The 26631-nt window shown below is 71.3% G+C and carries 25 protein-coding genes and 1 pseudogene; 16 read left to right on the top strand and 10 right to left on the bottom strand.

Annotated features, from left to right (window positions below; all coding sequences use genetic code 11):
- Positions 1–2: 2 nt before the first annotated feature.
- Positions 3–539 (bottom strand): COG4315 family predicted lipoprotein, encoded by a 537-nt coding sequence (locus tag AC5YDA_RS07365; protein WP_496189682.1) that lies wholly within the window; start codon positions 537–539, stop codon positions 3–5.
- 90 nt (positions 540–629) lie between these two features.
- Here AC5YDA_RS07365 and AC5YDA_RS07360 point away from each other — a divergent pair, with 90 nt between their 5' ends.
- On the top strand, positions 630–1244 hold the full coding sequence (locus AC5YDA_RS07360) for an RNA polymerase sigma factor (RefSeq protein ID WP_496189683.1): 615 nt from the start codon (positions 630–632) through the stop codon (positions 1242–1244).
- Positions 1241–1948 carry an anti-sigma factor family protein gene (locus AC5YDA_RS07355; RefSeq protein WP_496189684.1) on the top strand — a complete coding sequence of 236 codons (708 nt, stop codon included), beginning with the start codon at positions 1241–1243 and terminating at the stop codon, positions 1946–1948. The genes AC5YDA_RS07360 and AC5YDA_RS07355 overlap by 4 nt, the downstream gene beginning before the upstream one ends.
- Before the next feature lie 35 nt (positions 1949–1983).
- Here the strand turns inward: AC5YDA_RS07355 and AC5YDA_RS07350 are convergent.
- The 4 genes and pseudogenes from AC5YDA_RS07350 to AC5YDA_RS07335 all read right to left on the bottom strand — a co-directional run bounded on the left by AC5YDA_RS07350 (position 1984) and on the right by AC5YDA_RS07335 (position 6514).
- A pseudogene (locus AC5YDA_RS07350) lies at positions 1984–3492 on the bottom strand (molybdopterin-dependent oxidoreductase).
- Between the two features lie 39 nt (positions 3493–3531).
- Positions 3532–4899, bottom strand: a complete 1368-nt coding sequence (locus AC5YDA_RS07345) for an FAD-binding oxidoreductase (protein WP_496189685.1) — start codon at positions 4897–4899, stop codon at positions 3532–3534.
- Positions 4900–5059: 160 nt separating this feature from the next.
- Entirely contained in the window at positions 5060–5740 is a 681-nt protein-coding gene (locus AC5YDA_RS07340; RefSeq protein WP_496189686.1) for a YceI family protein, read from the bottom strand.
- Positions 5741–5911: 171 nt separating this feature from the next.
- Positions 5912–6514, bottom strand: coding sequence for a cytidylate kinase-like family protein (locus AC5YDA_RS07335; RefSeq protein ID WP_496189687.1), 603 nt, complete (start codon positions 6512–6514; stop codon positions 5912–5914).
- Positions 6515–6630: 116 nt separating this feature from the next.
- Here AC5YDA_RS07335 and AC5YDA_RS07330 point away from each other — a divergent pair, with 116 nt between their 5' ends.
- The 3 genes from AC5YDA_RS07330 to AC5YDA_RS07320 are packed head-to-tail and all read left to right on the top strand — an operon-like array spanning position 6631 to position 10847.
- Complete coding sequence (locus AC5YDA_RS07330; protein ID WP_496189688.1) at positions 6631–7923, top strand: MFS transporter; 1293 nt, start codon at positions 6631–6633, stop codon at positions 7921–7923.
- A complete protein-coding gene (locus tag AC5YDA_RS07325) occupies positions 7920–8948 on the top strand; it encodes a lactonase family protein (protein ID WP_496189689.1) in 1029 nt (342 codons plus the stop codon). The genes AC5YDA_RS07330 and AC5YDA_RS07325 overlap by 4 nt, the downstream gene beginning before the upstream one ends.
- Positions 8949–8969: 21 nt before the next feature.
- Positions 8970–10847, top strand: coding sequence for a DEAD/DEAH box helicase (locus AC5YDA_RS07320; protein WP_496189690.1), 1878 nt, complete (start codon positions 8970–8972; stop codon positions 10845–10847).
- A 63-nt stretch (positions 10848–10910) separates the two neighbouring features.
- Here AC5YDA_RS07320 and AC5YDA_RS07315 read toward each other — a convergent pair whose 3' ends face one another.
- Complete coding sequence (locus AC5YDA_RS07315) at positions 10911–11720, bottom strand: hypothetical protein (protein ID WP_496189691.1); 810 nt, start codon at positions 11718–11720, stop codon at positions 10911–10913.
- 186 nt (positions 11721–11906) lie between these two features.
- Between AC5YDA_RS07315 and AC5YDA_RS07310 the strand changes: the two genes are divergently transcribed.
- Both AC5YDA_RS07310 and AC5YDA_RS07305 read left to right on the top strand, forming a co-directional pair.
- Complete coding sequence (locus tag AC5YDA_RS07310) at positions 11907–13163, top strand: sensor histidine kinase (protein WP_496189692.1); 1257 nt, start codon at positions 11907–11909, stop codon at positions 13161–13163.
- 45 nt (positions 13164–13208) lie between these two features.
- A complete protein-coding gene (locus AC5YDA_RS07305; protein ID WP_496189693.1) occupies positions 13209–13871 on the top strand; it encodes a response regulator in 663 nt (220 codons plus the stop codon).
- 26 nt (positions 13872–13897) lie between these two features.
- Here the strand turns inward: AC5YDA_RS07305 and AC5YDA_RS07300 are convergent, their stop codons facing one another.
- From AC5YDA_RS07300 to AC5YDA_RS07285, 4 genes are all read right to left on the bottom strand, one after another.
- The gene (locus AC5YDA_RS07300; protein ID WP_496189694.1) at positions 13898–14560 is read right to left on the bottom strand and encodes an NUDIX hydrolase; all 663 of its coding nucleotides are present in this window, start codon (positions 14558–14560) and stop codon (positions 13898–13900) included.
- Positions 14561–14714: 154 nt separating this feature from the next.
- Complete coding sequence (locus AC5YDA_RS07295; RefSeq protein ID WP_496189695.1) at positions 14715–16031, bottom strand: TRAP transporter large permease; 1317 nt, start codon at positions 16029–16031, stop codon at positions 14715–14717.
- A 1-nt stretch (position 16032) separates the two neighbouring features.
- Positions 16033–16662, bottom strand: coding sequence for a TRAP transporter small permease (locus tag AC5YDA_RS07290; RefSeq protein ID WP_496189696.1), 630 nt, complete (start codon positions 16660–16662; stop codon positions 16033–16035).
- Positions 16663–16754: 92 nt separating this feature from the next.
- Positions 16755–17801 carry a TRAP transporter substrate-binding protein gene (locus tag AC5YDA_RS07285; RefSeq protein ID WP_496189697.1) on the bottom strand — a complete coding sequence of 349 codons (1047 nt, stop codon included), beginning with the start codon at positions 17799–17801 and terminating at the stop codon, positions 16755–16757.
- A gap of 397 nt (positions 17802–18198) precedes the next feature.
- Here AC5YDA_RS07285 and AC5YDA_RS07280 point away from each other — a divergent pair, with 397 nt between their 5' ends.
- Genes AC5YDA_RS07280 through AC5YDA_RS07240 form a run of 9 tightly spaced genes read left to right on the top strand, consistent with a single transcriptional unit; the run spans position 18199 to position 26618 of the window.
- Positions 18199–18825 carry an SAF domain-containing protein gene (locus tag AC5YDA_RS07280; protein WP_496189698.1) on the top strand — a complete coding sequence of 209 codons (627 nt, stop codon included), beginning with the start codon at positions 18199–18201 and terminating at the stop codon, positions 18823–18825.
- On the top strand, positions 18822–19604 hold the full coding sequence (locus AC5YDA_RS07275; protein ID WP_496189699.1) for a P-loop NTPase family protein: 783 nt from the start codon (positions 18822–18824) through the stop codon (positions 19602–19604). The genes AC5YDA_RS07280 and AC5YDA_RS07275 overlap by 4 nt, the downstream gene beginning before the upstream one ends.
- An 8-nt stretch (positions 19605–19612) precedes the next feature.
- Positions 19613–21031: a TadA family conjugal transfer-associated ATPase gene (locus tag AC5YDA_RS07270; RefSeq protein WP_496189746.1), complete on the top strand. Its 1419-nt coding sequence runs from the start codon at positions 19613–19615 to the stop codon at positions 21029–21031.
- Positions 21028–21891 (top strand): type II secretion system F family protein, encoded by an 864-nt coding sequence (locus tag AC5YDA_RS07265; protein WP_496189700.1) that lies wholly within the window; start codon positions 21028–21030, stop codon positions 21889–21891. The genes AC5YDA_RS07270 and AC5YDA_RS07265 overlap by 4 nt, the downstream gene beginning before the upstream one ends.
- Positions 21888–22775, top strand: a complete 888-nt coding sequence (locus AC5YDA_RS07260; RefSeq protein WP_496189701.1) for a type II secretion system F family protein — start codon at positions 21888–21890, stop codon at positions 22773–22775. The genes AC5YDA_RS07265 and AC5YDA_RS07260 overlap by 4 nt, the downstream gene beginning before the upstream one ends.
- Positions 22776–22808: 33 nt before the next feature.
- Complete coding sequence (locus tag AC5YDA_RS07255; protein WP_496189702.1) at positions 22809–23033, top strand: hypothetical protein; 225 nt, start codon at positions 22809–22811, stop codon at positions 23031–23033.
- On the top strand, positions 23033–23419 hold the full coding sequence (locus AC5YDA_RS07250; protein ID WP_496189703.1) for a TadE/TadG family type IV pilus assembly protein: 387 nt from the start codon (positions 23033–23035) through the stop codon (positions 23417–23419). The genes AC5YDA_RS07255 and AC5YDA_RS07250 overlap by 1 nt, the downstream gene beginning before the upstream one ends.
- The gene (locus AC5YDA_RS07245; RefSeq protein WP_496189704.1) at positions 23416–23850 is read left to right on the top strand and encodes a TadE/TadG family type IV pilus assembly protein; all 435 of its coding nucleotides are present in this window, start codon (positions 23416–23418) and stop codon (positions 23848–23850) included. Before AC5YDA_RS07250 ends, AC5YDA_RS07245 begins: the two co-directional genes overlap by 4 nt.
- On the top strand, positions 23850–26618 hold the full coding sequence (locus AC5YDA_RS07240) for an AfsR/SARP family transcriptional regulator (RefSeq protein ID WP_496189705.1): 2769 nt from the start codon (positions 23850–23852) through the stop codon (positions 26616–26618). The genes AC5YDA_RS07245 and AC5YDA_RS07240 overlap by 1 nt, the downstream gene beginning before the upstream one ends.
- Positions 26619–26631 lie beyond the last annotated feature (13 nt).

Genomic DNA, 26631 nt, shown 5'->3' with positions numbered 1-26631 from the left:
GGTCAGCTCTTGATCGGGTTGCCGTCGCGGTCCAGGACGTACCAGACGGTCTGCACGTTCTGACCCGTGGTGTCGCCCGGCTTGCTGTCGCCCTGCCAGTGGTAGAGCGGCCAGCCGTTGTAGGTGGCCTGCGTCCGGCCGTCGGTGCGCTGGAACGACCCGAGCTTGGAGTCGTCCACGTCCTTGCCCAGGGTCGGCTTGCCCAGCAGCGGCGGCCAGGCCACGAGGCACTTCCCCTCGCAGGCGCTCATGTTGGGGCTGTCCTTGGTGAACATGTACAGCGTCATGCCCTTGCCGTCCACGAGGATCCTGCCGAGTGACGAGTCACCCAGTTTCAGGGCGAGCGTGGCGGCGTCCGCGGCCGGGGCGCCGGGGGAAGCCGATGTGGCCGGCGCCGACGCGGACGCCGGACCGTAGCCGGGCATGGGTGCCTGCGAGGAACGGGACTGCGCGGTGCCCCCGGAACATCCGGCGAGCAGGCCCAGCGTCAGCAGGGTTCCGATGGCGAGGGTGATGCGAGAAGCTGTGGAGATGGGCATGGGTCCTCCTGATGGTCCCAGGTGCCGCGGTCTGCGGCGTCAGTCCCCGACGCGGGGACGACCGTGATACGACCCGGGAGTCGGAAGGGATTGCGTCGCGGCGCAATCCCGGACGGTGTCGCGTCCGTATTCAAGGGCGTGACGTTGTTCTCGCTGGCCGACCGGGCCCCGGACGCCGCCCTCGTCGCCGGGCTCGCGATCGGGGACGAGGCGGCCGCCGTCGCGTTCGTGCGCCGGTTCGAGCGCCGCGTCTTCGGGCTGGCGTTGTCGGTCACCCGCGACCGTGGTCTCGCCGAGGACGTCAGCCAGGAGACGTTCCTGCGTGCCTGGAAGGCCGCGGGCACCTACGACGTGCGGCGCGGTTCGGTGCTCACGTGGGTGCTGACGATCACGCGCAACCTCGCGATCGACGCCGTGCGTGCCAGGCGCTCGACCCCGACGGACGCCGCGGTGCTGGACCACCTCGTGACCACGACGCTGCGTGACCCCGCCGAGGACGTCGACAACCAACTCGAGGCCGCCAGGGCCGCCGAGCACCTCCGCGACCTTCCCCCCGAGCAGGCGCGTGCCGTGGTGCTCGCGGTGGTCGGCGGCAACACCGCCCAGGAGGTCGCCGACCACGAAGGGATCCCGTTGGGAACCGCCAAGACCCGTATCCGAACCGGCCTGCGCCGCATGCGGCAGGCCCTGGAGGTCGAATCATGAGCCCTCACCTCACCGACGACCTGCTCGTCGCCCTCGCCCTGGAGGAGGTCGGTTCCCCCCAGCGGGAGGAGTTGAGCGCGCACCTCGCCGGCTGCGCCGCCTGCCGCGCGGAGTACCACGCCGTCGAGGACGCCGTGCGCCACACGCTCGCCGCTGCCCCCGCCATCGCACCGCCCGCGGGGTTCTCCGGCCGGGTGGTGGAGGCCATGGGCCTGGCGTCCGGTCAGGGCCGGCCGGAGACCCGGACGCTTGCCGCCCCGCGGCCACGCCGGACGCCGTGGCTCGCGGCCGCAGCGTCCGTGCTCGTCGGCGCCGGGATCGGATCCGCAGCCACGCTGGGCATCCTGGGCCTCCCGGCAGCGACGCCGGCGCCGAGCCCCACAGTCGCCCCGAGTCGCCTCGCGCCCGCCGCGTCCGGCCTGGTGACACGCACGGGTGAGACGGTGGGCAGTGCCGGGCTGGCCATGCTCGATGGACGCCGCGTGCTCGTCATCGCCGTGACGCGGGGAAAGCCGGGCATGACGTACGACTGCCAGCTCGTCGGCGCGGAGGGCGGTCGCACCAGCGGGGGTACGTGGACGCTGGACGATTCCCACGGGACGACCGAGGCGTCCGCCACATGGATCGTGCCGGTGGACGTCGACCCGACCCGCGTGGAGCTGGTCACTCCCAACGGCACCGTGTGGGCGTCCGCCGCGTTCTGAGCCCCGGGAACGCCCCACGTCCCCGGTCGTCCCAGCTAGAGGACCTCGACGTCGATCACGTGGTAGCCCTCGACGCCGTCGGGCAGCACGTCGCGTGCGTGGGCTGACTGGGTGACGCCCGTGGCGTCCGTCGCGCGGGCCGAGACCCGGTGTCGTCCGGGGGTGGCCCGCCAGGTGAGCACCCATTGGCGCCAGTAGTCGACGCCGACCTCGGGGCCCAGTCGGGCCTCGACCCAGGGGCCGTCATCGACCTGCACCTCGACCCTGCCCACCCCGCGGTGGGTGGCCCACGCGACGCCGGCGATCGGGACGTCGCCGGCACGGGAGGGTCCGCGCGGGGTGTCGATCCGGCAGGCGGTCTTCACCGGCCCGAGGGGTGACCAACCCCGCTTGGTCCAGTAGGCGGCGGTGGCGGCGAACGTCGTCACCTCGAGCGTGCGCAGCCACTTCGTGGCACCCACGTACCCGTACAACCCCGGCGTGAGCAGCCGGGCCGGAGCCCCGTGGGCGGGGGTCAGCGGTTCACCGTCCATCGCCACGGCGATCATGGCGTCGCGTCAGTCGAGGAGCACGGCGAGCGGGGTGCCGGCACTGAAGCCGTCCTGCGCCGAGCTCAGCACCATGTCGGCGCCGGCCTGTGGGCCCGCGCGCCGCAGGAGTTCGGCGACGGGGACGCCCAGCCAGCGCGTCGAGCCGCACAGGTCACCACCGATGGGGTTGGAGACGCACGTCAGGGTGATGTCCCGCTCGATCATGGGCAGGGCGACGAGGTCGTCCCAGGAGATCGAGTAGGGGTGGTCGACGAGGCCCTGGATGGTGAGCGACCAGGTGCGGTGGTCGATCCGGGGGACCGCCAGGGCGATGTCGATCCGGTAGAAGCTGGGCGTGGGCGTCCGCAAGGGCGCGAGGTCGGGGGAGAGGCCGTCCAGGCCCGGGGGGAGCGGATCGAGCGGCACCTCGGGCGGGGGGAGCGTCGGTGTTGTCGGCGCGGGGGAGTCACCCGGTAGTGCCCGGCCGCCCAGCAGCGCGAGGGCGCCTCCGGCGCCGAGGAGGCCCGCGCTCCCGAGGAGGAGCCGCCGCCGGGCTTGCGGGTGGGACGAACGGGCCAGGTCCGCGGCGTCCGGCCCGCTCGGTTCGCCCGACCAGATCCAGCGCGGGAGCGCCGTCAGCACCCAGCCGCCCACCAGGACGGCGACCACCGCCGGCAGGGCGTCGGGGAGGGCGGCGTCCGGACGCGAGAGTGCGGCGGCCGCCGACACCGCGCCGAGGGCCGCCACCAGGCCCAGCGCGACCGGACGCCGGCGTTCGACCAGCAGCCCGGCAACCGCCCCGAACAGGGCGACGAACACGACCACCCCGATGATGAGGACGACCTTGTCGGCCGTGCCGAACGTGGTGGCCGCCCACTCCTTGAGGGGTGTCGGGGTCAGGTCGACGGCGACCGAGCCCACGGCGACGACCGGCGATGAGGTCGGGTTCACCCAGCGTGCGGCCGCGTGCCCCGCGGCCGCTCCGACGAGCGCCGCGAGCACCCCGAGGGCCATCACCCCGGCTCTGCGCATGCGTCCGCCTGCCCTCGGGGGCTACCGGGCCGCCCGCGAGCGGAAGCGGTTGTCAGGGTCGTACCGTCGCTTGATCGCGGCGAGTCGCTCGAAGTTGGCGCCGTGGGCGTGGCGGACGGCGTGCGGATCCGTGAGGTCGTCGAAGTTGAGGTAGGTCCCCGCCCGCGCGAACGGGGCGAGGGCGTCCGCCGTCTCCCGGGTCCAGGATCGATTGGCGTCGTCGGCGTCCGGGTCGTCCCAGTTCGACTCCATGCCGATCATGAAGTGGGCCGACCTGTTGGCGATGGGCGTGGCGTCCTCGGCGATGTGCGCGATGGCGCCGCCGTTGATCCAGATGTCCAGCGAGGTCAGCGGCGACGGGCGGGCGGCGGCCCGGTCCACGAGCACCGCGGCCGAGTCCTCGTCGAGGTCCGTGAGGTGGACGGACTTCCAGTGGTACCGGCGTCCGCGGGGGTAGTCATCGTCGAAGAACCGCTGGGCGTCGACCCACGGGACGGTCCGGCCCAGGTCGACCAGGACGGTCCCGAGGTCGCGCAGCGGTGCACACGCGCGTTCCCCGTCGGCCGGGGCGCCGACCCAGGGTCCGGCGATGGCGATGAAGGGCCGACCCCACAGGTCCTGGTCGAAGGGCTCGGAGTGCGGGAACGTTCCGCAGGTCGCGATGCTGCCGAACTCGTGGGGCGCGCCCCGCGCGAAGTCGCGCAGGTTGAGCAGGACGTCGACCCCCTCCTCCAGCGGGAAGGCCAGGAAGGGCAGGTGGACCTCGGGCCCCACCGGATGGGCGGCGAACTCCAGTGCGGTGACCACCCCCAGATCCCACCCGCCGCCGCGGAGCGCCCAGAAGAGGGCGGGGTGATCGCCGGCGTGCACACGCAGCAGGTTTCCGTCGGCCAGGACGATGTCGGCGCTGACGACGTTGTCGCAGCTCAGTCCGTGCTTGCGACGCATCCAGCCGTAGCCGCCCCCGAGCGTGAGGCCGGCCACGCCCGTCCGCGAGACCACGCCCAGCGGCACGGCGAGTTCGTGGGCCTGGGTCGCGGCGTCCACGTCGGCGAGGGTGGCCCCGCCGGCCACCCGGACGCGGCGGGCGTCGGCGTCCACCTGGACGTCGTTCATGCGGGACACGTCGATGACCATCCCGCCGTCGAGCACCGAGGAACCGGCCACGTGGTGCCCGGCGCTGCGCACCGAGACGCCGAGGTCGTGCTGCCGGGCGTGGGCGAGGGCGGCGATCACGTCGTCGGTGCCCTCGCAGTGCACGATGACGGCCGGTCGCTTGTCGATGGTGCCGTTCCAGACGTGTCTCGCAGCCTCGTAGGCGTCATCGTCCGGGTCCGTCACGGTGCCCCGGAGGGTGGCGGCAAGCTGCAGCAGGCTCGCTCCGCTCATGTCCCATGGTCCCACGCTCGGGCGGACTCCGACAGGGGTGGCAGGCTCGCCGACGGCGGCGCTCGGGGCAGGACGCGGAACCGGACGGATGCCGCAGTCGTGACTGCGGAATCCGTCCGGTCGGGTGTTCAGGGGAAGCCGGCCGGGAGCCGGCGCCTGATCAGCGGTTGCTGGAGGTGAAGAGGCCCTTGAGCCAGCCGACGATGCCCTTCGGCTCGGACGCCGCGGGAGCGGCCTCCACGACGGGCTCGGCGACCGGGGCGGCCTCGGCGACCGGCTCGGCCGGGGCGTCGGCGTCCACCTGCTTGATGGCGGACACCTCGAAGGTGAGGGTCACGTTCTCGGAGACGAGCACGCCACCGGTCTCCAGGGCGGCGTTCCAGACCAGGCCGAAGTCCTTGCGGTTGACCTCCACCTTGCCGGTGAGGCCGACGCGCTGGTTGCCGAACGGGTCGAGGGCGGCGCCGTCGTACTCGAAGTCGATGACGACGGGCTTGGTGACGTCCTTGATGGTCAGGTCGCCGGCGACGCGCAGGGTCTCGGCGTCGGGGGAGGTGATCTCGGTGGAGGTGAAGCGGATCGTCGGGTAGGTCTCGACGTCGAAGAAGTCGCCGGAGCGCAGGTGGCCGTCGCGGTCAGCGCTCTTGGTGTCGACCGAAGCGGCCTGGATGGTCACGTCGATGCGGGCATCGGTGAGGTTCGCGCCGGTGGTGGCGGTGCCCTCGAACTCGTTGAAGGCGCCGCGGACCTTGGTCACCATCGCGTGGCGGGCGGTGAAGCCGATCTCGGTGTGCGACGGGTCGAGGGTGTAGGTGCCGTTCAGCTCGTTGAGCGTGCTCATGGGGGTCTCCTTGTTCGCTCGGCGAACCCTGGGGCCCACCGTTTGGTTGATCTGTCAACAAAACTAGACCACGATGCTTGAACTGTCAATCACGAGGGGGAGGCGGGTGGCATGTTGCCGTCAGCCGCGTCCGGCCGGGGGAGCGGCTGGGACGCGTCCGGTCCTCGGCCCTCAGCGGGCGGTCTTGCGGCGGTAGGCGTCCAGGATCACCTGGACGGTCATGTCCAGGGGCAGGCGGCCGGTGTTCACCACCAGGTCGAAGTGGTCGTCGTGCCGCGGGTCCCAGTTGAACAGGCGCTGGCTCATGGCGGAGCGTGCCGAGTCCTCGCGGGCCTGCCGGGCGCGCGCCTGCGCGATGTCGATGCCGGCCTCTTCGGCGCCCCGGGCGATGCGCTGCTCGAGCGGGCCGTCCAACTTCACGTGCAACGCCAGGGGGTCGTCGGCGAGGATCACCGTGGCGTTGCGCCCCAGCACCACACCGCCGTCCGCCACCTGGGCCCGCAGTTCGCGGACCGCGTCCTCGGCGTCCAGCATGTCGAGTTGCCCGGAGAACACGCCCACGTCGGAGGACGCCGCGGTGCGGCCCAGCGTCGCGAGGATGCGGGAGAGGAAGGAGTCCTCCTGGGGGCCGCGCCCCTCGGCTGCCTCGAGATCCTCCGACGAGTAGGCCTGCGAGATCCACGGGACGCCCAATTCGGCCGCGACCGCCGGGCCGACCACACCGGCTCCCGAGCCGTACGTCTCGAAAATCGTCACCACGGGCTTGCTGGACATGAGTACCTCCCCCACCGGACCTGTCGTCAGGCTAAGCCCTCCCCGGCGCGAGGCAACAGGCATGGCAACAAATCCTTGGTCGGGCGTGGTGCGTCCGCATGCCCTACAACAAGAACATGGAGCAACCGACACCGCCCGAACGGGTCAGCACGCGGCACGGCATGATCGTCGCGGGGGGTGCGTGCATGATGACGGCCGGCGCGTTCGTGTTCCTGAGCGCCTCCATCCTCAACCCGCCGCTGGCGCGCCACCTGGGCGTCGGCCTGTCCGAGGTGATGGTCTACAACTCGATGATGGGCATCGCCGGCGTACTGGCGATGGCGATCCTGGCCCCGTGGCTCTACCGGGCGATCGGTGTCCGGGCCGCGATCGTCGGGGGCGGCATCGCGATGGCGCTGAGTGTCGCGGCCGTGGTCCTCGTGCCCAACACGGCTGTGCTCGCCGGCCTCGGCTTCCTGTCGGGCCTCGTCTTCGGCATGTGCACCACCATGGGTGCCTCGATGCTCATCAACACGTGGTTCGAGGCTCGCCGCGGGACGATGATGGGCGCGGTCTTCGCCAGCGGTGGCCTCGGCGGGATCGGGGCCGGGCTCGTCCTCCCGGCGCTGGTCGCGACGTCCGGCTGGCAGGCCGGCTTCCTGCTCCTGGCCGTGGTGCTGGTGGCGCTGGTGGTCATCCCGGGCCTCGTGCTCATCCGGTCGCACCCCGACCGGGTGGGGCTGCGCCCGCTGGGGGCAGGGGTGCGGCCGCCGGGCGGCGGAGTGGTGGTCCTGCCCGGCGTCCCGGCCTCGCTCGCGTTCCGGACGCCCCAGTTCCTGGCGCTGGCGTCCGCCATCGTGCTGGTGGGTGTCGTCCAGGCCGTGCAGGCACACTTCGCCCCGGTCATGATGGAGCGCGGCGTCGACCTCACCGTCGGCGGCGCGCTGCTGTCCCTGATGGCCGCGGCCACCGTGATCAGCAACATCGCCGTCGGCACCCTGAACGACCGCCGGGGCACCCTGGCCGCGGTGCTGTTCACGTTCTCCTGCCAGGCCCTGGCCATGGCCGGGTACACCGCCGCCCACGGTTTCGCGCAGCTCGCCGGCGCCACCGTGGTTTTCGCCTTCTCGGTCGCCTTCGGCGGTGTGCTGGTCCCGATCCTCGTGTCGCTGGTGTTCGGCATGCGCGACTACGCGACGCTCCTCGGCCCGACGATGGCCATGATGAGCGGTGGTGTCGCCATCGGCACGCCCCTGTGGGGCGTCGTGGTGGACGTGACGGGCGGGTACACCGCCGCGCTCGTCGCGGCCATCGTGCTCTCGGTGGTGTCCGCGGCGCTCGTCACCTGGGCCCTGACGAGTGCCCCCGCCATGCGCTCACGGGTGGAGGCCGAACTCGGCGAGACCGGTGCCCCTACGATGACGGCATGACTGAGACGACGTTGGTCCTTGTCGGCAACGCCAAGGCGGGCACGGTGTCCGTCCTGCGCCTGGCCGGTGGCGCGCTCGAGCCGCTGGCTGACAACACCATCGGGGCCGGCACCGGAACGTTCGCCGTGGATGCCGCGCGCTCGCTGGTCCACTGCGCGACCAAGGAGCCTGCGCCGGCCGTGGTCACCCTCGCCCTCGACCACGCGTCCGGCACGCTCACCGAGGTCGGACGCCGGGCCGTCGACGACCCGCTGGCCTACCTCGCCCTGACCCGTGACGGGTCGTTCCTGTTGGGCGCCTCCTACCACGGGGGCTGGGGTGCCGTCTGGCCCGTGGCGGCCGGTGTGGTGGGGGAGGAGTCCTCCCGCGTCACACACGCCAACCTCCACTGCGTCGTGCCCGACCGGGCCGGCCGGCACGCCTACTGGGTCTCCCTCGGCGAGGACCTCGTCGCGCAGACCGCTCTCGACGCGGACGGCGTCCTCACCCCGCTCGACCCGCCGACCGTCGCCGCGCCCGAGGGGTCCGGCCCCCGCCACCTCGTCCTGGCCGCCAGCGAGGATTCCGCCTACCTGATCACCGAGTTCAGCGGCGAGGTCATCCGCCTCGAACGCGATCCGGCGAGCGGCCTGTTGAGCCCGGCCGAGTCCGTGTCGATCGTCGACCCCGATGCGGGGCTCGCCCACAGCCGTTTCGGCGCTGAGCCCTTGGCGGAGCACCTCATCTGGGGAGCGGACGTCCACGTGGGGGGCTTCGGCTCTCACCTGCTCGCCACTGAGCGGACGGCGAGCACCGTCGCCGTCGTGAAGCTGGAACCCGAGGGCCTCCTGGGCGGCGTGGTCGGGATGGTCGCGACCGAGGCGCAACCGCGTGGTTTCGCCGTCTCCCCGGACGGACGCCACGTCGTCGTCGCCGGCGAGGGGTCCGGTGCGGTGGTGCTGTACGGCCTGTCGGAGGACGGTGACCTGACCGAACGTGACCACCATGAGACAGGCGCCGGCGCCAACTGGGTGCGTTTCGCCTGACTGGGGCACTACCGTGGGGGCGTGAGCGAAGAAGAACTGGGCGCCCCCGACCTTGACGACGCCGGAATGACCGACGAGGGAGGTAGCGACGAGGTGACGGCCCCGGAGCGGGTCGCCGAACCCGAGACGCCGGCGGGCCCCACGTTCGCCGACCTGGGCCTGGACGACCGCATCCTGAAGGCCCTGCGCGAGCTGGGCTACGAGCGCCCCAGCCCCATCCAGGCGGAGACGATCCCGGCGCTGCTCGCGGGCCACGACGTGGTCGGCCTGGCCCAGACCGGAACCGGCAAGACGGCGGCGTTCGCGCTGCCGATCCTGGAGCGCCTCGAGCCGCGCGCCAAGCACGTCCAGGCGCTCGTCCTCGCCCCGACCCGGGAGCTGGCACTCCAGGTCGCCGAAGCGTTCGAGACGTACGCCGCCCACCTGCGCGTCCGCCTGCTGCCGGTGTACGGCGGTCAGGGCTACGGCGTCCAGCTGTCGGCGTTGGCGCGCGGCGTGGATGTCGTCGTCGGCACGCCCGGCCGCATCATGGACCACCTGGACCGCGGCACCCTCGACCTCTCCGAGCTGAGCTACCTCGTGCTCGACGAGGCCGACGAGATGCTCAACATGGGCTTCGCCGAGGATGTCGAGAAGATCCTCGCCGACACCCCCGACGACAAGCAGGTCGCCCTGTTCTCGGCGACCATGCCGCACTCGATCCGGAAGTTGGCGCAGACCTACCTCAAGAATCCCGTCGAGGTGCAGGTGAAGGGCCGGACGTCGACCGCGGCCAACGTCAAGCACCGCTACATGATCGCGTCGTACCAGCAGAAGCTGGACGCCCTGACGCGCGTGCTCGAGGTGGAGAACTTCGACGGCATGATCGTCTTCGTCCGGACGAAGAACGAGACCGAGACCGTCGCCGAGAAGCTCCGCGCCCGCGGGTTCAGCGCCGCCGCCATCAACGGCGACCTGCCGCAGGCCGCCCGTGAGCGCACGATCAACCAGCTCAAGAGCGGCAAGCTCGACGTGCTCGTGGCCACCGACGTCGCCGCCCGGGGCCTCGACGTCGAGCGGATCTCGCACGTGGTCAACTACGACATCCCGACCGACACCGAGAGCTACGTCCACCGCATCGGCCGCACCGGCCGTGCCGGACGCTCGGGCGACGCCATCTCCTTCATCACCCCGCGCGAGCGCCACCTGCTGCGTTCCATCGAGCGCGCCACGGGCCAAGAGCTCGCGCACATGCCGCTCCCGACCGCCGACGACATCAACGCCACTCGCCTGTCGCGCTTCGACGAGGGGATCACCGCCGCCCTGGCGGTGCCCGAGAAGATCGACTTCTTCCGCGACGTGGTGGCGCACTACGTCAAGGAGTACGACGTCCCGGAGGTCGACGTCGCGGCCGCGCTCGCCGCGGTGCTGCAGGGCGACGAGCCGATGCTCCTGGAGCCGGAGAAGGAGCCGCAGGGGGAGAGGTTCCGCGAGGAGCGTCCCTCGCGGCGGCGTGACGACGAGGGCCCCCGCGACGGTGCCGCCCGCGAGCGGCGTCCTCGTCCCAGCGGCAACCTCGTGCCGTGGCGCGTCTCCGTCGGACGGCGCCAGCGCATCACGCCGCGCCAGATCGTGGGTGCGCTGGCCAACGAGGGCGGTCTGAGCAGCGACGAGATGGGGCGCATCAACATCCGGCCGGACCACTCGATCATCGAGCTGCCCGCGGACCTGCCCCGCGAGGTCCTCGACCGGCTGGCACGCACCAGGATCTCCGGTCAACTCATCGAGTTGCAGCCCGACGACGGCCCGCGCTTCCAGCGCGAACGTCCGGCCCGCCGCAGCGATCGAGCCGGACGTGACGACTACAAGGCCGATTTCAAGGCGGACAAGAAGTTCAAGAAGCCGCGCCACAAGGGCTGATCGAGGCGACACGGCAAGGTTCGTGCCCCGTGCGCCTTGGTCGCACGGGGCACGGACCTGGGCTCAGCTGAGGGCGAAGAACACGTCCTCGCCGCCGAACACCCCGATCTGGACGCGGATGAGTCCGTCGTCCCCGCCCGGGACGAGCAGCGCCTGGTTGCCGGTGGCGCTGGCCCCCTTGAACAGTTCCTCCATGCCCAGCCCGTCAGGCGCCACACCGGTGTCGTCGAACACGTTCCCGGAGGCGCTCACGTAGTCGATCCGGACCTCGAAGGTGGGCGAACCCTCGTCCTCGGCCAAGCGCGTGACGGTGTAGTTCACCAGCGCGTACTCCTGGCCCTCGGCGGGCTTCTCGTTGAACTGGTTCTCGGCCAGGACCTGCTTGGTGGCGGCGGGCGTCCAGCTGTTCACCGTGACGGCCCAGTCACTCGTGCTCACGGTCGTGCCCAAAGGGTGCGGGTTCTCACGGCTGCCCGCAGTGGTCGTCGAGGTCTGGGTGCTCCCCGCCTGCGCGCCGACCGCGGGGACGACGCTGGGCGTGCCGCCGCCGAAGGCATCTTCAGCGATCCGGGCCAAGGAGCTGGTGAACGCGATCGCGCCGGCGACGGTCCCGGCAATGGTGATGACGAGGGCGGCGACGGCCATCTTGCCGCCGCTCTTGAACAAGGCGGCCAGCGCCACGATGAAGGCGAGCGGCAGGAGGATCCAGCCGAGCAGGTAGGCGCCCTCGAGAACGGCGAAGAGGGAGCCGGCGACAGCCATGACGAGGGCCACGATGGCGATGCCGCTGAGGGCCTTCCTGGGCTTGACGGGCGGCTGGGGCTGCTGGGCCCCCGGGAACGGAGGGACCTGGCCGGGCTGGTTCTGGGACATGGAAGTGCTCCTCACTGGCGGTTCTAGCCCCGATTGGGGCACAGGAGAACCGTGCCGCGCGGGGGAGGCCGGCCGCATCGGCGGATCGGCCCGGACCACCCCCTCCGATCGGCTGGCTCCGGAGGGCGAACTCCGGCCGATCGGCGGAGGAGGACTGTCGGTCCCGTTCCCTACGATGCTGCTGTGATGAGGTTCGAGCAGATCGGTGACGACCGGCGTCCGCCGGTGTGGCGCACGCTGCTGCTCGTGGTTCTGGTGGCGTTCCTCAGCGTTCCCAGCGTCGTCTTCTCGCCCGTGGGGTGGGCCACACAGCACGCGCCCGACGGTTTCGTCCTGCTGGTCGCCATGGTGGGGCTCCTCGCCTCGATCTCCCTGCCGGTCGCCCTGTTCTGGCGGCACCGCCACCCCTTCGTCCTGACCATGGCCGCCGCGCTCGTCCCGATCGTGCTGCCGATCGGGAACAGCTTGGCGTTCGCGCTGCTGGCCTGCCTCATCGGGCGTCGGCGCGGGCCGGCCGTCCGGGCCACCGGGGTGGGCGTCGCGCTGTCCTCGACGTGGGTCGTCGTGGCGGACGCCCTGGCGCAGCCCCGTGCGGCGTCGTTCGCCAAGGTGATCCTGGGGCCGACGGGCTTTCCCGACGATCAGCCGATGGACTTGGCGGTCAGCACGGTCGTGGTCTCCTCGCTCGTGATCTTCGCCCTCACGATCGGCGCGGGCTACCTGGTCCGCTGGCGGCGCCTGGCCCAGTCGGCCGTGGACGCCGCGGCGACCGAGCGTGCGGCGTCCGGGCGCCTCGGTGACGAGGTGGCGCGCCGCCAGGAGCGTGAGCGCATCGCGCGCGAGGTCCACGACGCGATGGGGCACCGGCTCTCGCTGCTCAACCTGCATGCCGGGGCCCTGGAGCTCAACGCCGGTGACGATCCGCGGCTGAAGAAGTCGGCCAGCCTCGTCCGGCAGAGCGCGGGCGAGGCCATGGACGACCTGCGGAGCCTGTTGCAGGTGCTGCGCGAGCCGCTGGGTGACGATCAGGTCATCCTGCCCCTGACCAGACTGCCGGAGGTGGTGCGCGACTCCTTCGGCGCCGGGCAGGTCGTCAACTCGTCGATCTTCATCAGCGAGGTCGAGCGGGCCGATCCGACGCTGGCGCGCGCGGTGTACCGGATCGTCCAGGAGTTGCTGACCAATGCACGCAAGCATGCCCCGGGCCAGCCGGTGCTGCTCAGCGTCGAGGGTGGCCCCACCACCGGCGTGGTCATCGAGGCACGCAACCCCAACGTGGGGCGTCCTGCGCCGGGCGACCCCGGCTCGGCACGCGGCCTCAAGGGCATCGCCGAGCGGGCCGAGTTGCTGGGCGGCCTCCTCGAGTACGGGCTGGACGAGGGGGGCGCCACGTTCCGTGTCCGGGTGGCGTTGCCGTGGCGGGAGGCGTCCGGGCCGCGCTGACGGCTTTCGCGCTGAGTGTCAGAGGTGCGCCGTAGGATGCCGCTCGTGTCCACCATCCGCGTCCTGCTCGTCGACGACGACCCGCTCGTCCGTGCGGGCCTGCGGTTCCTCTTGGAGAGCGCGGGTGACCTCGCCGTGGTGGCCGAGGTCGGGGATGGCGACGAGGTCGTGGCGGCCGTCCGGGAGCACAGCCCCGACGTCGTCCTGATGGATCTCCGCATGGAGCGCATGAACGGCGTGGACGCCACCCGCGCGGTCAGGGCCCTGGCACACCCGCCGCACGTGGTCGCCCTCACGACGTGGGACGTGGACGACGCCGTCATCCGGACGCTGGACGCCGGGGCGTCCGGCTTTCTGCTGAAGACGGCTGCGCCCACTGAGATCGTGGCGGCCGTCCGGGCTGCTGTGGACGGTGATGCGATTCTGTCCCCGCGGAGCACCCGCCAACTGCTGGACCACCTCCGCCGCAACACCGATCTCGTCAAGCGCCGGGCCGCTGAGGTGGCGTCCGCGTCGCTCACCGAGCGAGAGCGCGACGTGGTGGTCGCCGTGGCGGAGGGCCTGACCAACACCGAGGTGGGTGCGCGGCTCTACATCGCCGAGGCGACGGTCAAGGCCCACCTGTCAGCGGCCCAGGTCAAGATGGGCGCCCGCAACCGGGTCGAGGTGGCCGTGCTGGCCGAGCGAGCCGGCCTGCTCCGGGGCTGACCCACCGTCTCCTCGCCGGGGGCGACTCACTGGAACGCGCCGATCCCGTCGAGTTCGGCGTGAGTGGCCTGCCATTCCCAGAGCGTTCCGGGGCGTCCGCGTCCGGTGACCAGCCGCTTGTGGCTGATGCCGAGCCCCCGCACGGACGCGAGGCGACGGTTCAGGTTGCCACGGTCCGGCGCGGTCCCGGTGAGGGATCGTGTGATCGCCACGGCGGCCGCAACCGGAAACGTCGGTCCGGTCAGCGCCCGGGTGAACGTCAGGTCGCGCCACAGGCGGTCGACGAGCAGCGGGCGGCAGTCCTCGACCATGGCGTTGTGGTCGAAGGCCAGGGGCGGCACGTCGTCCACGGGGAACCACTGCACATAGTCGGGTGACGCCTCGGGGTCATCCGCGACCGCCCACATGGCGACCGACAGCGTCTGGCCGCGCGGGTCGCGGTGCGGCTCGTCGAAGACGGTCAGCTGGCCCAGGGCGCGGACGCCGAGGTCCAGCTTGGTGCGGACGGCGCGCTCGGCCGCGTCGGCGAGGCGCTCGCCCTCCCACAAGGTCACACCCGGCAGGGCGAGTTGGTTGATGTATGGCTCGATGATGCGCTTCGAGACGGCGAGCTCGACGTGCCGGGTGTCGTGGTTGTAGCGCAATGTGAGCGCGTCGACCGAGACGTTCGAGGTGGGTTGCCGGTCCATGTGATGCTTCCTTGTCAGACGTCTTTGTCCTGAGTGCTCCTCACCCTACCCAGATTTTGGTGTGGGGGACCAACTCCGCCGGGACGCCCCCGGACCAACGGAACGGGGGCGTCCGTCAAGGGACGCCCCCGTTCTGATCGGTGGGATGGTGCGATCAGCCCCTCATGAGCCCCAGCGCCGTGGGGAGCCAGGTGGACAGGGCCGGGATGAACGCCACGAACAGGAGCCCGAAGCACAGCGCCCAGAAGAGGGGCCACAGCTTTCCGATGAGCGCCTCGATGCGGACGTTCGCGACTCGTGCCGCCACGAACAGGTTGTTGCCGATGGGTGGCGAGACGTTGCCGAGGCACATGTTGTAGACCATCATCGTGCCGAAGTGGATCGGGTTGACGCCGAGGGCGGTGACCACCGGCAGGAAGATCGGCGTGAAGATCAGGATGGCCGGGGTCGGGTCCATGACCGTGCCCGCGAGCAGCATGATGACCATGATGATGAGCAGGATGACCATCGCGTTGTCACTGATGCCCAGCAGTCCGTCGGTCACGAGTTGGGGGACGCGCGCGAAGGCGAGCACCCAGCCGAGGATGCCGGACATGCCGATGAGCAGCATGATGATGCCGGTCACCTTGGCGGCCTCGAGGATGATGCCCGGGAGGGACTTCAGCGGCAGGGTCCGCTGGACGAGGCCGAGGAGCAACGAGTAGAGCACCGCGATGACGGCGGACTCGGTGGCCGTGAACCAGCCGATCAGGATGCCGCCGATGACGATGAAGATCATCATCAGGGCCGGGACGGCCTTGAGGAAGACCAACAGAGCCTGAGCGACGGTCGGAGGCTGACGCGTCGACTTGAGCTCGGGGTGCTTCCGTGCGTACAGGGCGACCATGACCAGACAGACGACCACCCAGACGAGGCCGGGACCCACGCCCGCCATGAACAGCGCACCGATCGAGGTGCCGGACACCAGCGAGTACACGATGAACGTGTTGGACGGCGGGAGCAGCATGCCCGAGGGTGAGGACATGCCGTTGACCATGGCGGCCCAGGACGGGTCGTAGCCCTCCTTGCGCATGGCCGGGGTGAGCACGGTGCCGACGGCTGCGGCGGACGCGACGGAGGCGCCGGAGACGGTGCCGAACATGGCGTTGGCGACCACGGTGGTCTGCGCCAGGGATGCCGGCGCCCGGCCGGCGATCACGAGCGCGAGGTCGATGAGCCTCTGCGCGATGCCGCCCGTGTTCATCAACCCACCCGCGAGCACGAAGAAGGGGATGGCGAGGAGGGCGAACGAGTTGCTGCCGGCGACGACCTTCTGGGCGGAGGTGAGGGCGGCGCCGTCGAAGCTGCCGAGCAGGATGAAGATGGCGGCCATGGACGGCAGGCCCATCGAGATGGCCACGGGGACGCCGAAGGCGATGCCGATGGTCATGCCGCCGACCAGCACGAGGCTGGCGAGAATCACGGGATCCATGTCAGATCGCCTCCTCGAACTCGTCGCCGATGGGGAAGGGCTGCTCGGCATCGACCAGGACGCGGAAGACGCGCGCCAGCCCGTAGAAGATGATGATGCTGCCCGCGATCGGCATGACCACGTAGACCTGGCCGACGCTCAACGGAAGGGTCGCGATGTCCTGGTTCCAAGCGTTCCGGGAGACGAGCCAGCCGCCGAGCACGAACACTGAGCCCATGAAGAAGATGACGGTGGCCTCGATGAGGACGACCATGGCCTTCTGACCGCGCGGGGCGAACTTCTCGACGAGCATCTCGACGGCGATGTGACCGCGCTCGGAGAAGACGTAAGCGGCGGCGAAGATGGCCAGCACGACGAAGGTGTACCGGGCGGCCTCCTCGGTCCAGGGAGCCGAGTTGTGCAGCACCTGGCGGGTGAAGACCTGCCAGGTGACGATGGTGACCAAGGCGATGAAGAGCACGAGGCAGATGCCGGCCAGCACCTTGGTGACGAGGAAGTCGATGCGGTCGAGGGCCTTGACGCGGCCCCTGCGCTCCCGGGGAGTCGCGGCGTGCGCGGCGGTCGAGCCACCGAGAGCTTCGCCGGTTTCGATGGGCAGGTCCTCTGGACCCTTGTCCGGTTCGGTGTTCACGTGAATCCTCCGCTGGGGCTGATGGGAGTGGTCCCGGACGCCGGAGGCCGCCGGTCGGTGTGACCGGCGGCCCCCGGCGTCCGGAGTGGGCCTTACTTGCTGGCCTTGATCTTGTCGTACATCGCCTTCTGCGCGTCCGTGGTCAGGAACTTGTCCTTCAGCGGGGCCAGGGCGGAGGCGTAGGAGGCCTCGTCCACCTCCACGAACTTGGCGCCGCCGGCGGTGGCACCCTCGACGGCCTTGGTGGTGTTGGTCTTCCACAGGTCGGTGTGCTGCTTCCACGCAGCATCCCAGCCCGCATCGAAGGCCTTCCGGTCGTCCGCCGACATCTTCTTGAGGGTGTTCGCGTTGATGATCACGAAGTCGGCACCGACGAGGTGACGGGAGTAGGAGTAGTACGGGGCGACCTCGAAGTGCTTCTGGGTGAAGTACGAGATCTCGTTGTTCTCGGCACCGTCGATGACGCCGGACTGCAGGCCGGTGTAGACCTCCGCGTACGCCATGGGCGTCGGGGAGCCGCCGAGGGCCTCGACCATGCTCAGGAAGACGGGGCTCTCCTGGACGCGGATCTTCTTGCCGACGAGGGAGGCCGGGGTCTGGGCCGGGGCGTCCTTGGTGTAGACGCTGCGGGCGCCCTGGGTCAGTCCACCGAGGACGGTGATGTTGTTGCTGCTCTCGAGCGACTTGTAGACGTCACCCACGATGGCGTCGTCGGAGAGGACCTTCATCTGGTTGTCGATGTCCTCGAAGACCTTGGGCAGCGAGAAGATGACGAAGTCCTTGTTCAGGTTCTCCAGCTGGGGCGCCGACACGACGGCCATGTCGATGACGCCGGTGCTGACGGACGAGAGGTACTCGCCCTGGTCGCCGAGGGTCGAGTTGGGGAAGACCTGGATGTTCCAACGGCCGTTCGTCTCGCTCTTCAGCTTCTCGCCGAACTCGGTGAGCGCGATGTGGGTCGGGTGGGCCTCGGTCTGGTTGTGGGCGAGCTTCATGGTGACGGGGGCCGCGCTGCTGCTACCGGCGTTGCTACCGGCGTTGCTGCCGGCGGGTGCCGCGGCGCCGCCGCCACATGCGCTGAGGCCCAGGGCGGCGACAGCGGTGGCTGCGATGAGTGCGATACGGGACTTGCTCCGCATGTTCTTCTCCTAACAAGGTACCGGTGGTTCCGCACGTCGTCGGGCCCGGACGTGAACCGAATTCGACGTGCTCATCGGTGAGCTGGCTTCGTTGCCTACACGGTTGTGTTGGGCTGGGAGCTGGCGGGGGGCCTGCTCCCGGGATGGCTCATTCTTGACAGGGGCACGGCACGCGGAGGCAAGTTTCCACCTGTTGCCGCCATGCCGTGCATAGTTGTGACCGTCTCGTGACCTCTCGCCGCGGTGGTGGAGGTGCCGGAGCCCGGCGCGATTCGGGCGGGTGCACCGCGGCTTTCCCGTTGTCCACACCCGCATGCTGGGATCGCGTGCACCGCGGGGAGTGCTCTGCATAGGCTCGGCGTGACGTACCCCCCCAGGACACGAGGACCAGACCCCCATGGACATCCCCGTTCCGGACGTGCCGCGTCCGCGTATTCGCACCCGTCGCAGCCCCCTGTGGCTGTTGGCCGGAATCCTTGCCGTGTGTCTCGGCGGCCTCGGTTCCGGCTTCGTCCTCCTCCACCTCACGGCGGCCGAACCCGTCCTGCGGGTCAACCGGACCATCCATCGTGGCGAGGTGATCCGGGCTGCGGACCTGTCCGTCGTGTCGATCGGCACCGGTGTCGACGTCCCGACCGTCGCCGATGGCCGCGTCGGGGAGGTCATCGGGCAAGCCGCCATGACCGACCTGCCCGGTGGCAGCCTCCTCGTCGACGGCTCGTGGGGGACCGACGGGGTCCCCTACGGGAGCGCTCGGGTGGGGCTCCGCCTCACGGCAGGACGGTTCCCCACCGCGGATCTGAGGCCCGGCACGGAGGTCCTGATCGTGGCGCTCCAGCCCCAGGGGGCGGCGGAGGAGGACTTGCCCGGCAGCATCGCCGCCTCGCTCGTGGCCGAGCCGAGCGACCAACCGGACGGCTCGTCCCTCTTCTCCCTCACGGTGCAGCAGGGCGTCGCCGAAGAGGTGGCGAGGTTGGCGGCAGCCGACCGCGTGGCACTGGTGCAGACGGGCAACGGCCGATGAGCACTGTGGTGTTGGCCAGCGCGTCCGGGGCGCCCGGCGTCACCACCACGGCGCTCGGGCTCGTGCTGGCGTGGCCGCGTGACGCCGTCCTGGTGGACGCGGACCGATCGGCCTCCCAGGCGATCCTGGCCGGTTACCTCAGCGGGCAGTCCACGCACGGCTCCGGAATGCAGGGGCTGCTGCAGGCCCACCGCGAACGGCGTCCGCTCGACGTGGCGCTCCGGGAGGAATGGCGGCCGCTCCCGGACCTGCCGCGCCGGCCGGAGGTGGCGGCCCTGCCCGAACGCCGCTTCGTGCCGGGGTTCACCCACCTCGGGTCGGTCGACCTCTTCGAGGGCGTCTGGCCGGGACTCACGGGTGCGGCGAGGGAGGCATCCTTCGACCTGGTGGTGGACGCCGGGCGCACCGGACACCGCGGCCTTCCCCCCGCGCTCGTCGGCGGCGCGGGCCTGGTGGCCCTGGTGTGCCGTTCGTCCCTGGTGTCGCTGGCCGCCCTCCGTCTGCACCTGGCACCCCTGGTCGACGAGGGTGCGCCGGGTCGTGTCGGCCTGGTCCTCGTCGGGCCCGGGCGTCCGTACGGTGCCCGCGAGGTCGCCGAGCAGTTCGGCGTCCCGGTCCTGGCGGAGGTGGCCTGGGATCCTGCGGCGGCGACAGAACTGGCCGAGGGTGCGCCGGTCGGACGCCGCTGGGCGCGGACGCCGTTGGCGCGCTCGCTGGCCCGCGCGGCTGCCGCTCTGTCCGGGACCCTGCACGCCGGCGCCCTGGTGGAGGCATCGTGAGCAACGCAATGATGAGGCGCCTGGCCGACATCCCCCTCCTGGCCGCCGCACCGGGGGCCTACGCCGCCACCGCGGACGACCTGCGCCGGACGGCCACGCCCGTTCCGGACATCGAGGCGGTCGAGTGGAGAGTGGTCGTCGTCCTGCGGCGTCGTGTCTCCGACGAGGTGACGCGCGAGACCGAGGCGTACGCCGAGCGCACGGGCACGCCCATGCCGCAAGCCGACCGCCGCCTGCTGGCCCGCTCGATCATCACCCGCGTCGTGCGGGGCCACGCGGAGGAGCAGACGCACCTGGGTGAGTTGTGGACCGTGGAGCGCGAGCACACCTACGCCAGGGCGCTCGAGGATGCGATCTTCGGTCACGGACGGCTCCAACCCCTGTTCGAGCTTCCGGACGTCGAGAACATCGAGATCCACGGCCACGACTCCGTGGTCGTCCAGTACGGGGACGGCAGGCGAGAGGAACTGCCGCCCGTGGCGGACTCGGACGAGGAACTCGTCGAGGCGATCAGGTTCCTCGGGGAGTCGGTCACCCCACCGCGTCCCTTCGACGACGCGCACCCGACGATGACGCTCGCGCTCGGTGACCGGCACCGCCTGCACGCCATCGGCTTCGGGTTGTCGTACCGGCCCTCCATCGCCATCAGGCAACACATCCTGACGGCGGTCGACCTGCCGGAACTGGTCGATCGCGGCATGATGCCGGACGAGGTCGGCCGCCTGCTGCATGCCGCCGTTCTCAACCGCACCTCGATCGTGATCGCCGGTGACCAGGGCGCCGGCAAGACCACGCTCCTGCGCGCTCTCATCGCCGCCATTCCCGAGAATGAGCGTTTCGGCACCCTGGAGACGGACTACGAACTTCTGACACACCTCCAGCCGGGCCGCCGGAACATGCTGGCGCTGCAGGCCCGCGTCGGGCTCGGCGAGGTCGCGGACGGCAGGAATCTCGGTGAATTCTCCGTCGCCCAGTTGATCCCCGAGGCGTTGCGGCAGAACCTGGCGCGACTGGTGGTCGGCGAGGTGCGTGGCGTGGAGGCCGGCGCCATGTTCGAAGCCATGCAGTCCGGTGCTGGGACGTTGTCGACCACGCACTCCCACTCGGCGATCTCCACGATGGACCGCTTGGCGGCGCGGGTGGCACAGGGCGGTGTGCTCACGGTGGATGAGGCGTACCGCCAGATCGCCCTGCACATCGGGCTCATCGTCCACGTGCAGTTGCGCGACGAGACGTGGCGCGGCGGCGTCCGCACCCGCCAGGTCTCGCAGGTCATCGCGCTGACAGGGGCGATGGAGGGCAACCGCCCGGTCAGTCATGTCGTGTTCCAGGCCGGGACGGACGTCGAGCCCGCACGATTCCACCCCGAGCCGCGCATGATGGACGCGCTGGCGCCCTTCCTCGGCAGTTGGCGGGCAGACCGATGACGCTGCTCGTGGCCGTCGTGTCGGCGATGCTCTTCGTCGGGGGCATCGTCATCCTGGTGGCGTCGGCCGCCGGCGTCCTGGTGTCCACACCGTCACCCGGCTCATCCACACGCCTGTGGGCAAGGGCTGTGGACAACCTGCGGACGACCGTGGGGCGCTCCCGACTCACCCTGGCGACCGGCCTCCTGGGTGGTGTCGCCGTGGCCCTGTGGACGGGGTGGCCGATCATGCTCGTGGTCGTCCCGCTGGCAGCCCACGGCGTCCCGAGCCTGCTCAGGGCGCCGAAGCAGACCCAGATCGAACTCCTGCAAGCCCTCGACCGGTGGGTGCGGGGCATCACGGCGACGATGGCCACCGGCAAGTCCATCACCGACGCCTTGCGGCTCTCGGCCCGGACACCTCCGCCCCTGCTCGCGGACCACCTGGTCCTGCTCGTCAAACGCCTCGACGACCGTTGGCCCGCCCCGCAGGCCCTGTTGGCGATGGCGGACGATCTGGACTCCGCGGACGCGGACGCGGTCCTGGCCAGTCTGGTGCTGGCCAGCCAGCGCGGCGGGGGCGGCGCGACGGCCACCCTCCAGGCGCTCGCCGACTCGATCCAGGAACGCCTGAAGGCGCTGCGCGAGGTCGAGGCCGAGCGTGCGAAACCGCGCGTGGTCGTGAAGCAGGTGACGGCGATCACCTCGTTGCTCCTGTCCGTCTCCCTGATGTTCGCGCGGGAATTCTTCGCTCCGTACGGCACGCCCTTGGGGCAGGTCATCCTCGCGGGACTGATCCTCGCCTACGTGGGATCACTGGCGATGCTGCGCCGCATGACCTTGCCGCGTGATCGCGGCCGCATCCTGCGGAGCGTGTCATGACGGCCTGGCTGATGATCCTCCCGGGGGCCCTGATCGGCTTGGGCCTGGGCCTCGTGGCGGCCGCGTTCCGCCCGCGACATGCGCGGCTGGTGGACGCCCTGGGCGTGCTGGATCGGGACGTCCCGGAGGTTCAGGAGGCGGCGACGCCAGAGGTGAGCGGCCTGGAACGGATGGGCGCCTGGTGGGTGCGCGCGCGTCAGGTGGCGGCCCCACCTGAGCTCGAACGAAACCTGCGGCTCCGCGGGCGTCGCCTCACCACCCACTACACCCAGAAACTCTCGCTCCTGGCGGTCGGCCTGAGCACCCCGTTCATCCTCGCCCTGATCAGCTGGGTCGCGTGGGGCGGGGTGTCGCCGCTGCCACTGGTCGCGGGTGTCGTCCTGGCGGTCACCGGCTGGTTCGTGCCCGACATGCTGCTGCGTGGCGCGAGCGCAGAGGCCAGGGAGGATGCGACCGAGGCGCTGCTGACCTTCTTCGACCTGGTCACCCTGGAACGTCTCGCCAACCAATCCGGCACGCAGGCGCTGCACGCGGCCGCAGCGCTCTCCGACGTGCCGGTCTTCGCCTCCATCCGCGCAGCCCTGGAACGAGCACGGCTGCAGCAGCGGGCGCCGTACGGCGACCTCAAGGAGTTGGGGAAGGACCTCGACCTTCCCGCCCTGAGGGACCTGGCCGACGTGATGCGACTCGACGAGGCGGGAGCCTCCCTGTCCACCACGCTGCGCGCCCGCGTCCGCGAACTGCGCGACGCTCACCTGAGCGCGATGAAGATGGCCGCCAACGAGATGTCCGAACGGATGACGACGTGGATGGTGATCCCCACGCTCGCGTTCGGGTTGTTCTTCCTCACACCTCCGCTGCTCAACCTCGTGACCGGCGGTTGATCCACTCCCACCCACCCCACAAGGAGAAACCCGATGTCCACCCTCACCCTCATGCACCGGGCCGCCGGCACCGTCCTCACGTGGCGCGACACCCTGCGTTCCCTCCTCGAGGCGCGTGACGAGCGCGGCCTCTCGCAGTCGACCGAACAGGCCCTCCTCGTGGCGGGTGCCGTCGCCGTCGGCGGCATCATCGTCGCCGCGGTCCTCCTCTTCGTCCGTGACCGCCTCGGCGCCGCGGGGCTCACGGTCGGCGGCTGATGAACGCCGACCCGGCGCGATGGCGTGACCAGCGCGGAATGTCGGGGTCGGTCCAGTGGGCGCTCCTGGTGCCCCTCCTCCTGCTGTGCGTGCTGGGCGTCATTCAGACCGGGCTGTGGCTGTACGGACGGACGGTCGCCTCCCACGCGGCCATCGCCGCAGCTGAGGAGGGAGCCCTGCTGGGCGCCACCACGGCGGACGCCCGGGCGCTCGGCACGGAGATCGCCACCGGGGGAGGCCTGACCGACCTGCAGGTCCACGTCGTGGTCGACGCCGCGGACGCGCGTGCGACGGTGCGCGGGCGCATGCCCACCTTCCTCGACCTGGGACAGACCCAGGTCCGGGAGCAGGCCACCCGACCTCGAGAGCAGGTGACCCGACCATGAGCAGCGTCCGGGGTGAGCGTGGTTTCTCGGCCTCGGTCGAGACGGCGATCCTGGTGCCGGCCCTGGTGCTCATCATCGCGCTGGTCGTCGGGACGGGTCGCCTCGCGCTGGCGCGGCTCTCCGTCCATCAATGGGCCGACTCGGCCTCGCGTACCGCCACCCTCGCCCGGGACGCCGGCAGCGCCCAGTCCCGGGCCAGGGCTGTCGTCGCATCGGACGCCGCAGGGTCGGCCACGCAGTGCCGAGGGGGGTGGCACCTGTCGGTGGACACCTCTGCCTTCGCGCTGCCGGTGGGTCAACCCGGGGCGGTTCGGGTCACGGTGCGCTGCGCCGTCCCGTTGGCCGACCTCCTCCTGCCGGGGGTGCCCGGCTCCATCACCGTGGAGGGCCACGCGTCCTCGACACTCGACCGCTATCGAGGGAGAAGCTGATGCGTCGCTTCCTGGCCCTGATCGCCCTGCTGGCCCTCAGTGCGGGCCCGCCCGTGGTGCTCGCCGCGTGGGGATTCACCGACTGGGGTGCGATCCACCTGTGGAGCGCGACGGACGTGCGGGTCCTGTTGGCCGTCCTGACCGCGATCGCCTGGCTGGCTTGGGGCGCCTGGATGATGTCCGTCGTCGTCGAGGTGTGGGCGGCCCTGCCCGGGCGACGGATCCGCGTCCGCCTGCCCGGGCTCTCCCTCCCGCGGGCGCTGGCCTCGGCCCTGGTCGCCACGATCATGGCGTCCGGGGCCGCATCCGCCCATGCCGCGCCCCCCACGCCCGCCCACCCCGCCTCGGTGCTCGCGGTCGGGGAGGTGGGCGCAGCGTCGGGACCCGAGGCTGCCGGGGATCCCGTCCCAGCCCCCGACACCACCGGCCCGACCCACACGGTGGTGCCGGGCGATGAGCTGTGGAGCCTCGCCCAGCGGTACTACGGGGAGGGAACCCGCTGGCGCACCATCGTCGAGGCCAATCCGACGCTGCACGACGACCCCCTGCGGCGCCTGGTTCCGGGCACGGTGTTGTCCATCCCCGACCCGGTCGGTCTGGTCACCGTGCGCCAGGGCGACACCCTGAGTGCCATCGCGGCTGAGCACCTCGGCGACCCGGACCGGTGGCCGGAGGTCCATGCGCTCAACGCGGGGCGCATCACCGATCCGGACCTGATCCGGCCGGGCTGGGTCCTCAAGGTGCCCTTGGTCCTCCAGCCCGCCCCGACCGTTGCCGCCCCGACCGTTCCCGCCCCGACCGTTCCCGCCCCGGCCGGCTCGTCCGCACCGACCGGCTCGCCCGCACCGACGACTCCCCCCGCGGGACCCGCGGCAACGGACCTCGCTGCGATCGAAGCGCTGGCGCCTGCGGCCGAGGCGGCCCCGGCGGTGGGACTGCTGGGCGGCATGACCGCGCTGTCGGCCGCCGCCGTCATCGGCGGAGTGGGATTGCGACGCCGGCTCAAGGAGCACCAGCGACCGCTGGGACGCCGGTACGTCCAACCGGACTCCGACCTGGCGCGTTACGAGGTCGCCCTCACCCACGTGGCGGCCCCCGGACCCGATCGCAGCGGCCTGCTCGGACGGGCCATGCGGCTCCTCTCCCAGCACTGGTGGGCGCAGGGCCGTCCTGCGGCACCGGTGGCCCGAGTGCTCGTCGGACCCGACGGGCTCACCTTCGTGTTCGAATCGGAGGCGCCACCGGCTCCCGAGCACTTCGACACGGTCGATCGTGGGTTGACCGTCAGCTGGGCGGCTCTGGCGGACCTCGAGGATCCCGACCATCCCGTCGCCTACCCGGCCCTGGTGACGTTGGGGGAGTCCGAACCCGGTCAGGTCGTGATGGTGGACGCGCTGCGCTCGGGTGTGCTCGGCGTCCGCGACGCCGAAGACGACAGCACCGCGGAGTTGTTGTCGGCGATGCTCGTCGAACTGGCCTGTTCCCCTTGGTCGGAGGAACTCGGCCTGCTCGTGGTCACGCGTGATCCCCACTTCGCGGCGGCGATGGGTGAGGGGCGCATCGCGTGTGAGCGCGATGTCGACAGGGGAGTGGCGACGGTCGAGCGACTCGTCAGCGAACGCTCGCGCCTCATCGGCACCCGGGGGTGGGACCACGTCCGCCTGGATCCGGACCTCGCCGAGGCGTGGTCGGCCCAGCTCGTCCTCTTCGAGGTCGCGCCGGACGCCGCTCAGCTCGCCCGCTTGGAGGCGGCGATCGCCCAGCACCCGTGTGGGGTGGCGGCCGTCGCGCCGGTTCCCGCCCCGGTCGGGGCATCCGTCGACCGGGAGCCCGGTCGGGATGGTGCTGGACGCCGCACCGACACCCACCTCGAGTTCGTGCCACCGAGGTTCCCGGCCCACGCCCGGGCCGCGCTCGCCGACCTCTATGAACTCGCCAGCGACCCCACCACCGGGCCGGCGCCGTGGTGGCGGGCCACACGGGAGGAAGAAGTGAACATCATCGCACTGCGCCCCTTGCCGGGGCCGCTTCCGGCCGCGCCGCGCGGGCCGCGGCTGAACCTGTTGGGGCCGGTCGAACTCGTCGGCTGCGCGGGTGCCCCACCGCCGCGCGCGGTGCGGCAGTGCGTCGAGTACTGCGCGTGGCTCCACCTGCACCCCGGCGGTTCACCCGTCCAGATGGCGAACGCCCTCCTGGTGGCGGAGGGGACCCGCCGCTCCAACATGAGCCGCCTGCGCAGCTGGTTGGGTGCGCGTCCCGACGGTGCGCTCTACCTGCCGGACGCCTACTCCGGGCGCATCATGCTCCACGACGACGTCACCTCGGACTGGGACGACCTCTCCCTCCTGGTGGTCGGTGGTGTCAACCGTGCCCCGTTGGAGCGGCTCATGGCAGCGCTCGACCTGGTCCGCGGGGCACCGTTGGCGGACGCAGCGCCGGGTCAGTGGGGCTGGGCCGAGGAGTTCCGGTCGGACGCCGCGGCCCTCATCCGCGACATCGGGGTCGTCGCCGCGCGTGAGGCGCGGGCGCGGGGCGACCTCGAGGGTTCCCGCTGGGCCGCGAACCGGGCCCTCGCGGCAGCGCCCGACGACGAACTGCTCCTGGGTGAACGCATTCGCACCGAGCACGCCGCCGGACGGTCGGACGAGGTGGCCCGGCTGGTCGACCGCGTCGTCCGCACGGCACGCCGCTTGGGAGCGGATCTGCTGCCCGAGACCGTCGACATGCTCCAGGAGGTCATCGAGGGACGCCGCAGGGCGCTGGCCTGAGCGGGACGACCGC

It is taken from the genome of Propioniciclava sp. LT294 (assembly GCF_059516005.1).
The sequence above is the reverse complement of the archived record's forward strand: the minus strand, read 5'-3'. Positions and strand labels throughout refer to the sequence as shown.

What these genes read in the sequence shown, in the direction of transcription:
- AC5YDA_RS07365 (WP_496189682.1), bottom strand. Translation starts at nt 539, where the DNA reads ATGCCCATCTCCACAGCTTCTCGCATCACCCTCGCCATCGGAACCCTG.
- AC5YDA_RS07355 (WP_496189684.1), top strand. Translation starts at nt 1,241, where the DNA reads ATGAGCCCTCACCTCACCGACGACCTGCTCGTCGCCCTCGCCCTGGAG.
- AC5YDA_RS07345 (WP_496189685.1), bottom strand. Translation starts at nt 4,899, where the DNA reads ATGAGCGGAGCGAGCCTGCTGCAGCTTGCCGCCACCCTCCGGGGCACC.
- AC5YDA_RS07340 (WP_496189686.1), bottom strand. Translation starts at nt 5,740, where the DNA reads ATGAGCACGCTCAACGAGCTGAACGGCACCTACACCCTCGACCCGTCG.
- AC5YDA_RS07335 (WP_496189687.1), bottom strand. Translation starts at nt 6,514, where the DNA reads ATGTCCAGCAAGCCCGTGGTGACGATTTTCGAGACGTACGGCTCGGGA.
- AC5YDA_RS07330 (WP_496189688.1), top strand. Translation starts at nt 6,631, where the DNA reads ATGGAGCAACCGACACCGCCCGAACGGGTCAGCACGCGGCACGGCATG.
- AC5YDA_RS07325 (WP_496189689.1), top strand. Translation starts at nt 7,920, where the DNA reads ATGACTGAGACGACGTTGGTCCTTGTCGGCAACGCCAAGGCGGGCACG.
- AC5YDA_RS07315 (WP_496189691.1), bottom strand. Translation starts at nt 11,720, where the DNA reads ATGTCCCAGAACCAGCCCGGCCAGGTCCCTCCGTTCCCGGGGGCCCAG.
- AC5YDA_RS07310 (WP_496189692.1), top strand. Translation starts at nt 11,907, where the DNA reads ATGAGGTTCGAGCAGATCGGTGACGACCGGCGTCCGCCGGTGTGGCGC.
- AC5YDA_RS07300 (WP_496189694.1), bottom strand. Translation starts at nt 14,560, where the DNA reads ATGGACCGGCAACCCACCTCGAACGTCTCGGTCGACGCGCTCACATTG.
- AC5YDA_RS07295 (WP_496189695.1), bottom strand. Translation starts at nt 16,031, where the DNA reads ATGGATCCCGTGATTCTCGCCAGCCTCGTGCTGGTCGGCGGCATGACC.
- AC5YDA_RS07285 (WP_496189697.1), bottom strand. Translation starts at nt 17,801, where the DNA reads ATGCGGAGCAAGTCCCGTATCGCACTCATCGCAGCCACCGCTGTCGCC.
- AC5YDA_RS07280 (WP_496189698.1), top strand. Translation starts at nt 18,199, where the DNA reads ATGGACATCCCCGTTCCGGACGTGCCGCGTCCGCGTATTCGCACCCGT.
- AC5YDA_RS07275 (WP_496189699.1), top strand. Translation starts at nt 18,822, where the DNA reads ATGAGCACTGTGGTGTTGGCCAGCGCGTCCGGGGCGCCCGGCGTCACC.
- AC5YDA_RS07270 (WP_496189746.1), top strand. Translation starts at nt 19,613, where the DNA reads ATGATGAGGCGCCTGGCCGACATCCCCCTCCTGGCCGCCGCACCGGGG.
- AC5YDA_RS07265 (WP_496189700.1), top strand. Translation starts at nt 21,028, where the DNA reads ATGACGCTGCTCGTGGCCGTCGTGTCGGCGATGCTCTTCGTCGGGGGC.
- AC5YDA_RS07260 (WP_496189701.1), top strand. Translation starts at nt 21,888, where the DNA reads ATGACGGCCTGGCTGATGATCCTCCCGGGGGCCCTGATCGGCTTGGGC.
- AC5YDA_RS07255 (WP_496189702.1), top strand. Translation starts at nt 22,809, where the DNA reads ATGTCCACCCTCACCCTCATGCACCGGGCCGCCGGCACCGTCCTCACG.
- AC5YDA_RS07250 (WP_496189703.1), top strand. Translation starts at nt 23,033, where the DNA reads ATGAACGCCGACCCGGCGCGATGGCGTGACCAGCGCGGAATGTCGGGG.
- AC5YDA_RS07245 (WP_496189704.1), top strand. Translation starts at nt 23,416, where the DNA reads ATGAGCAGCGTCCGGGGTGAGCGTGGTTTCTCGGCCTCGGTCGAGACG.
- AC5YDA_RS07240 (WP_496189705.1), top strand. Translation starts at nt 23,850, where the DNA reads ATGCGTCGCTTCCTGGCCCTGATCGCCCTGCTGGCCCTCAGTGCGGGC.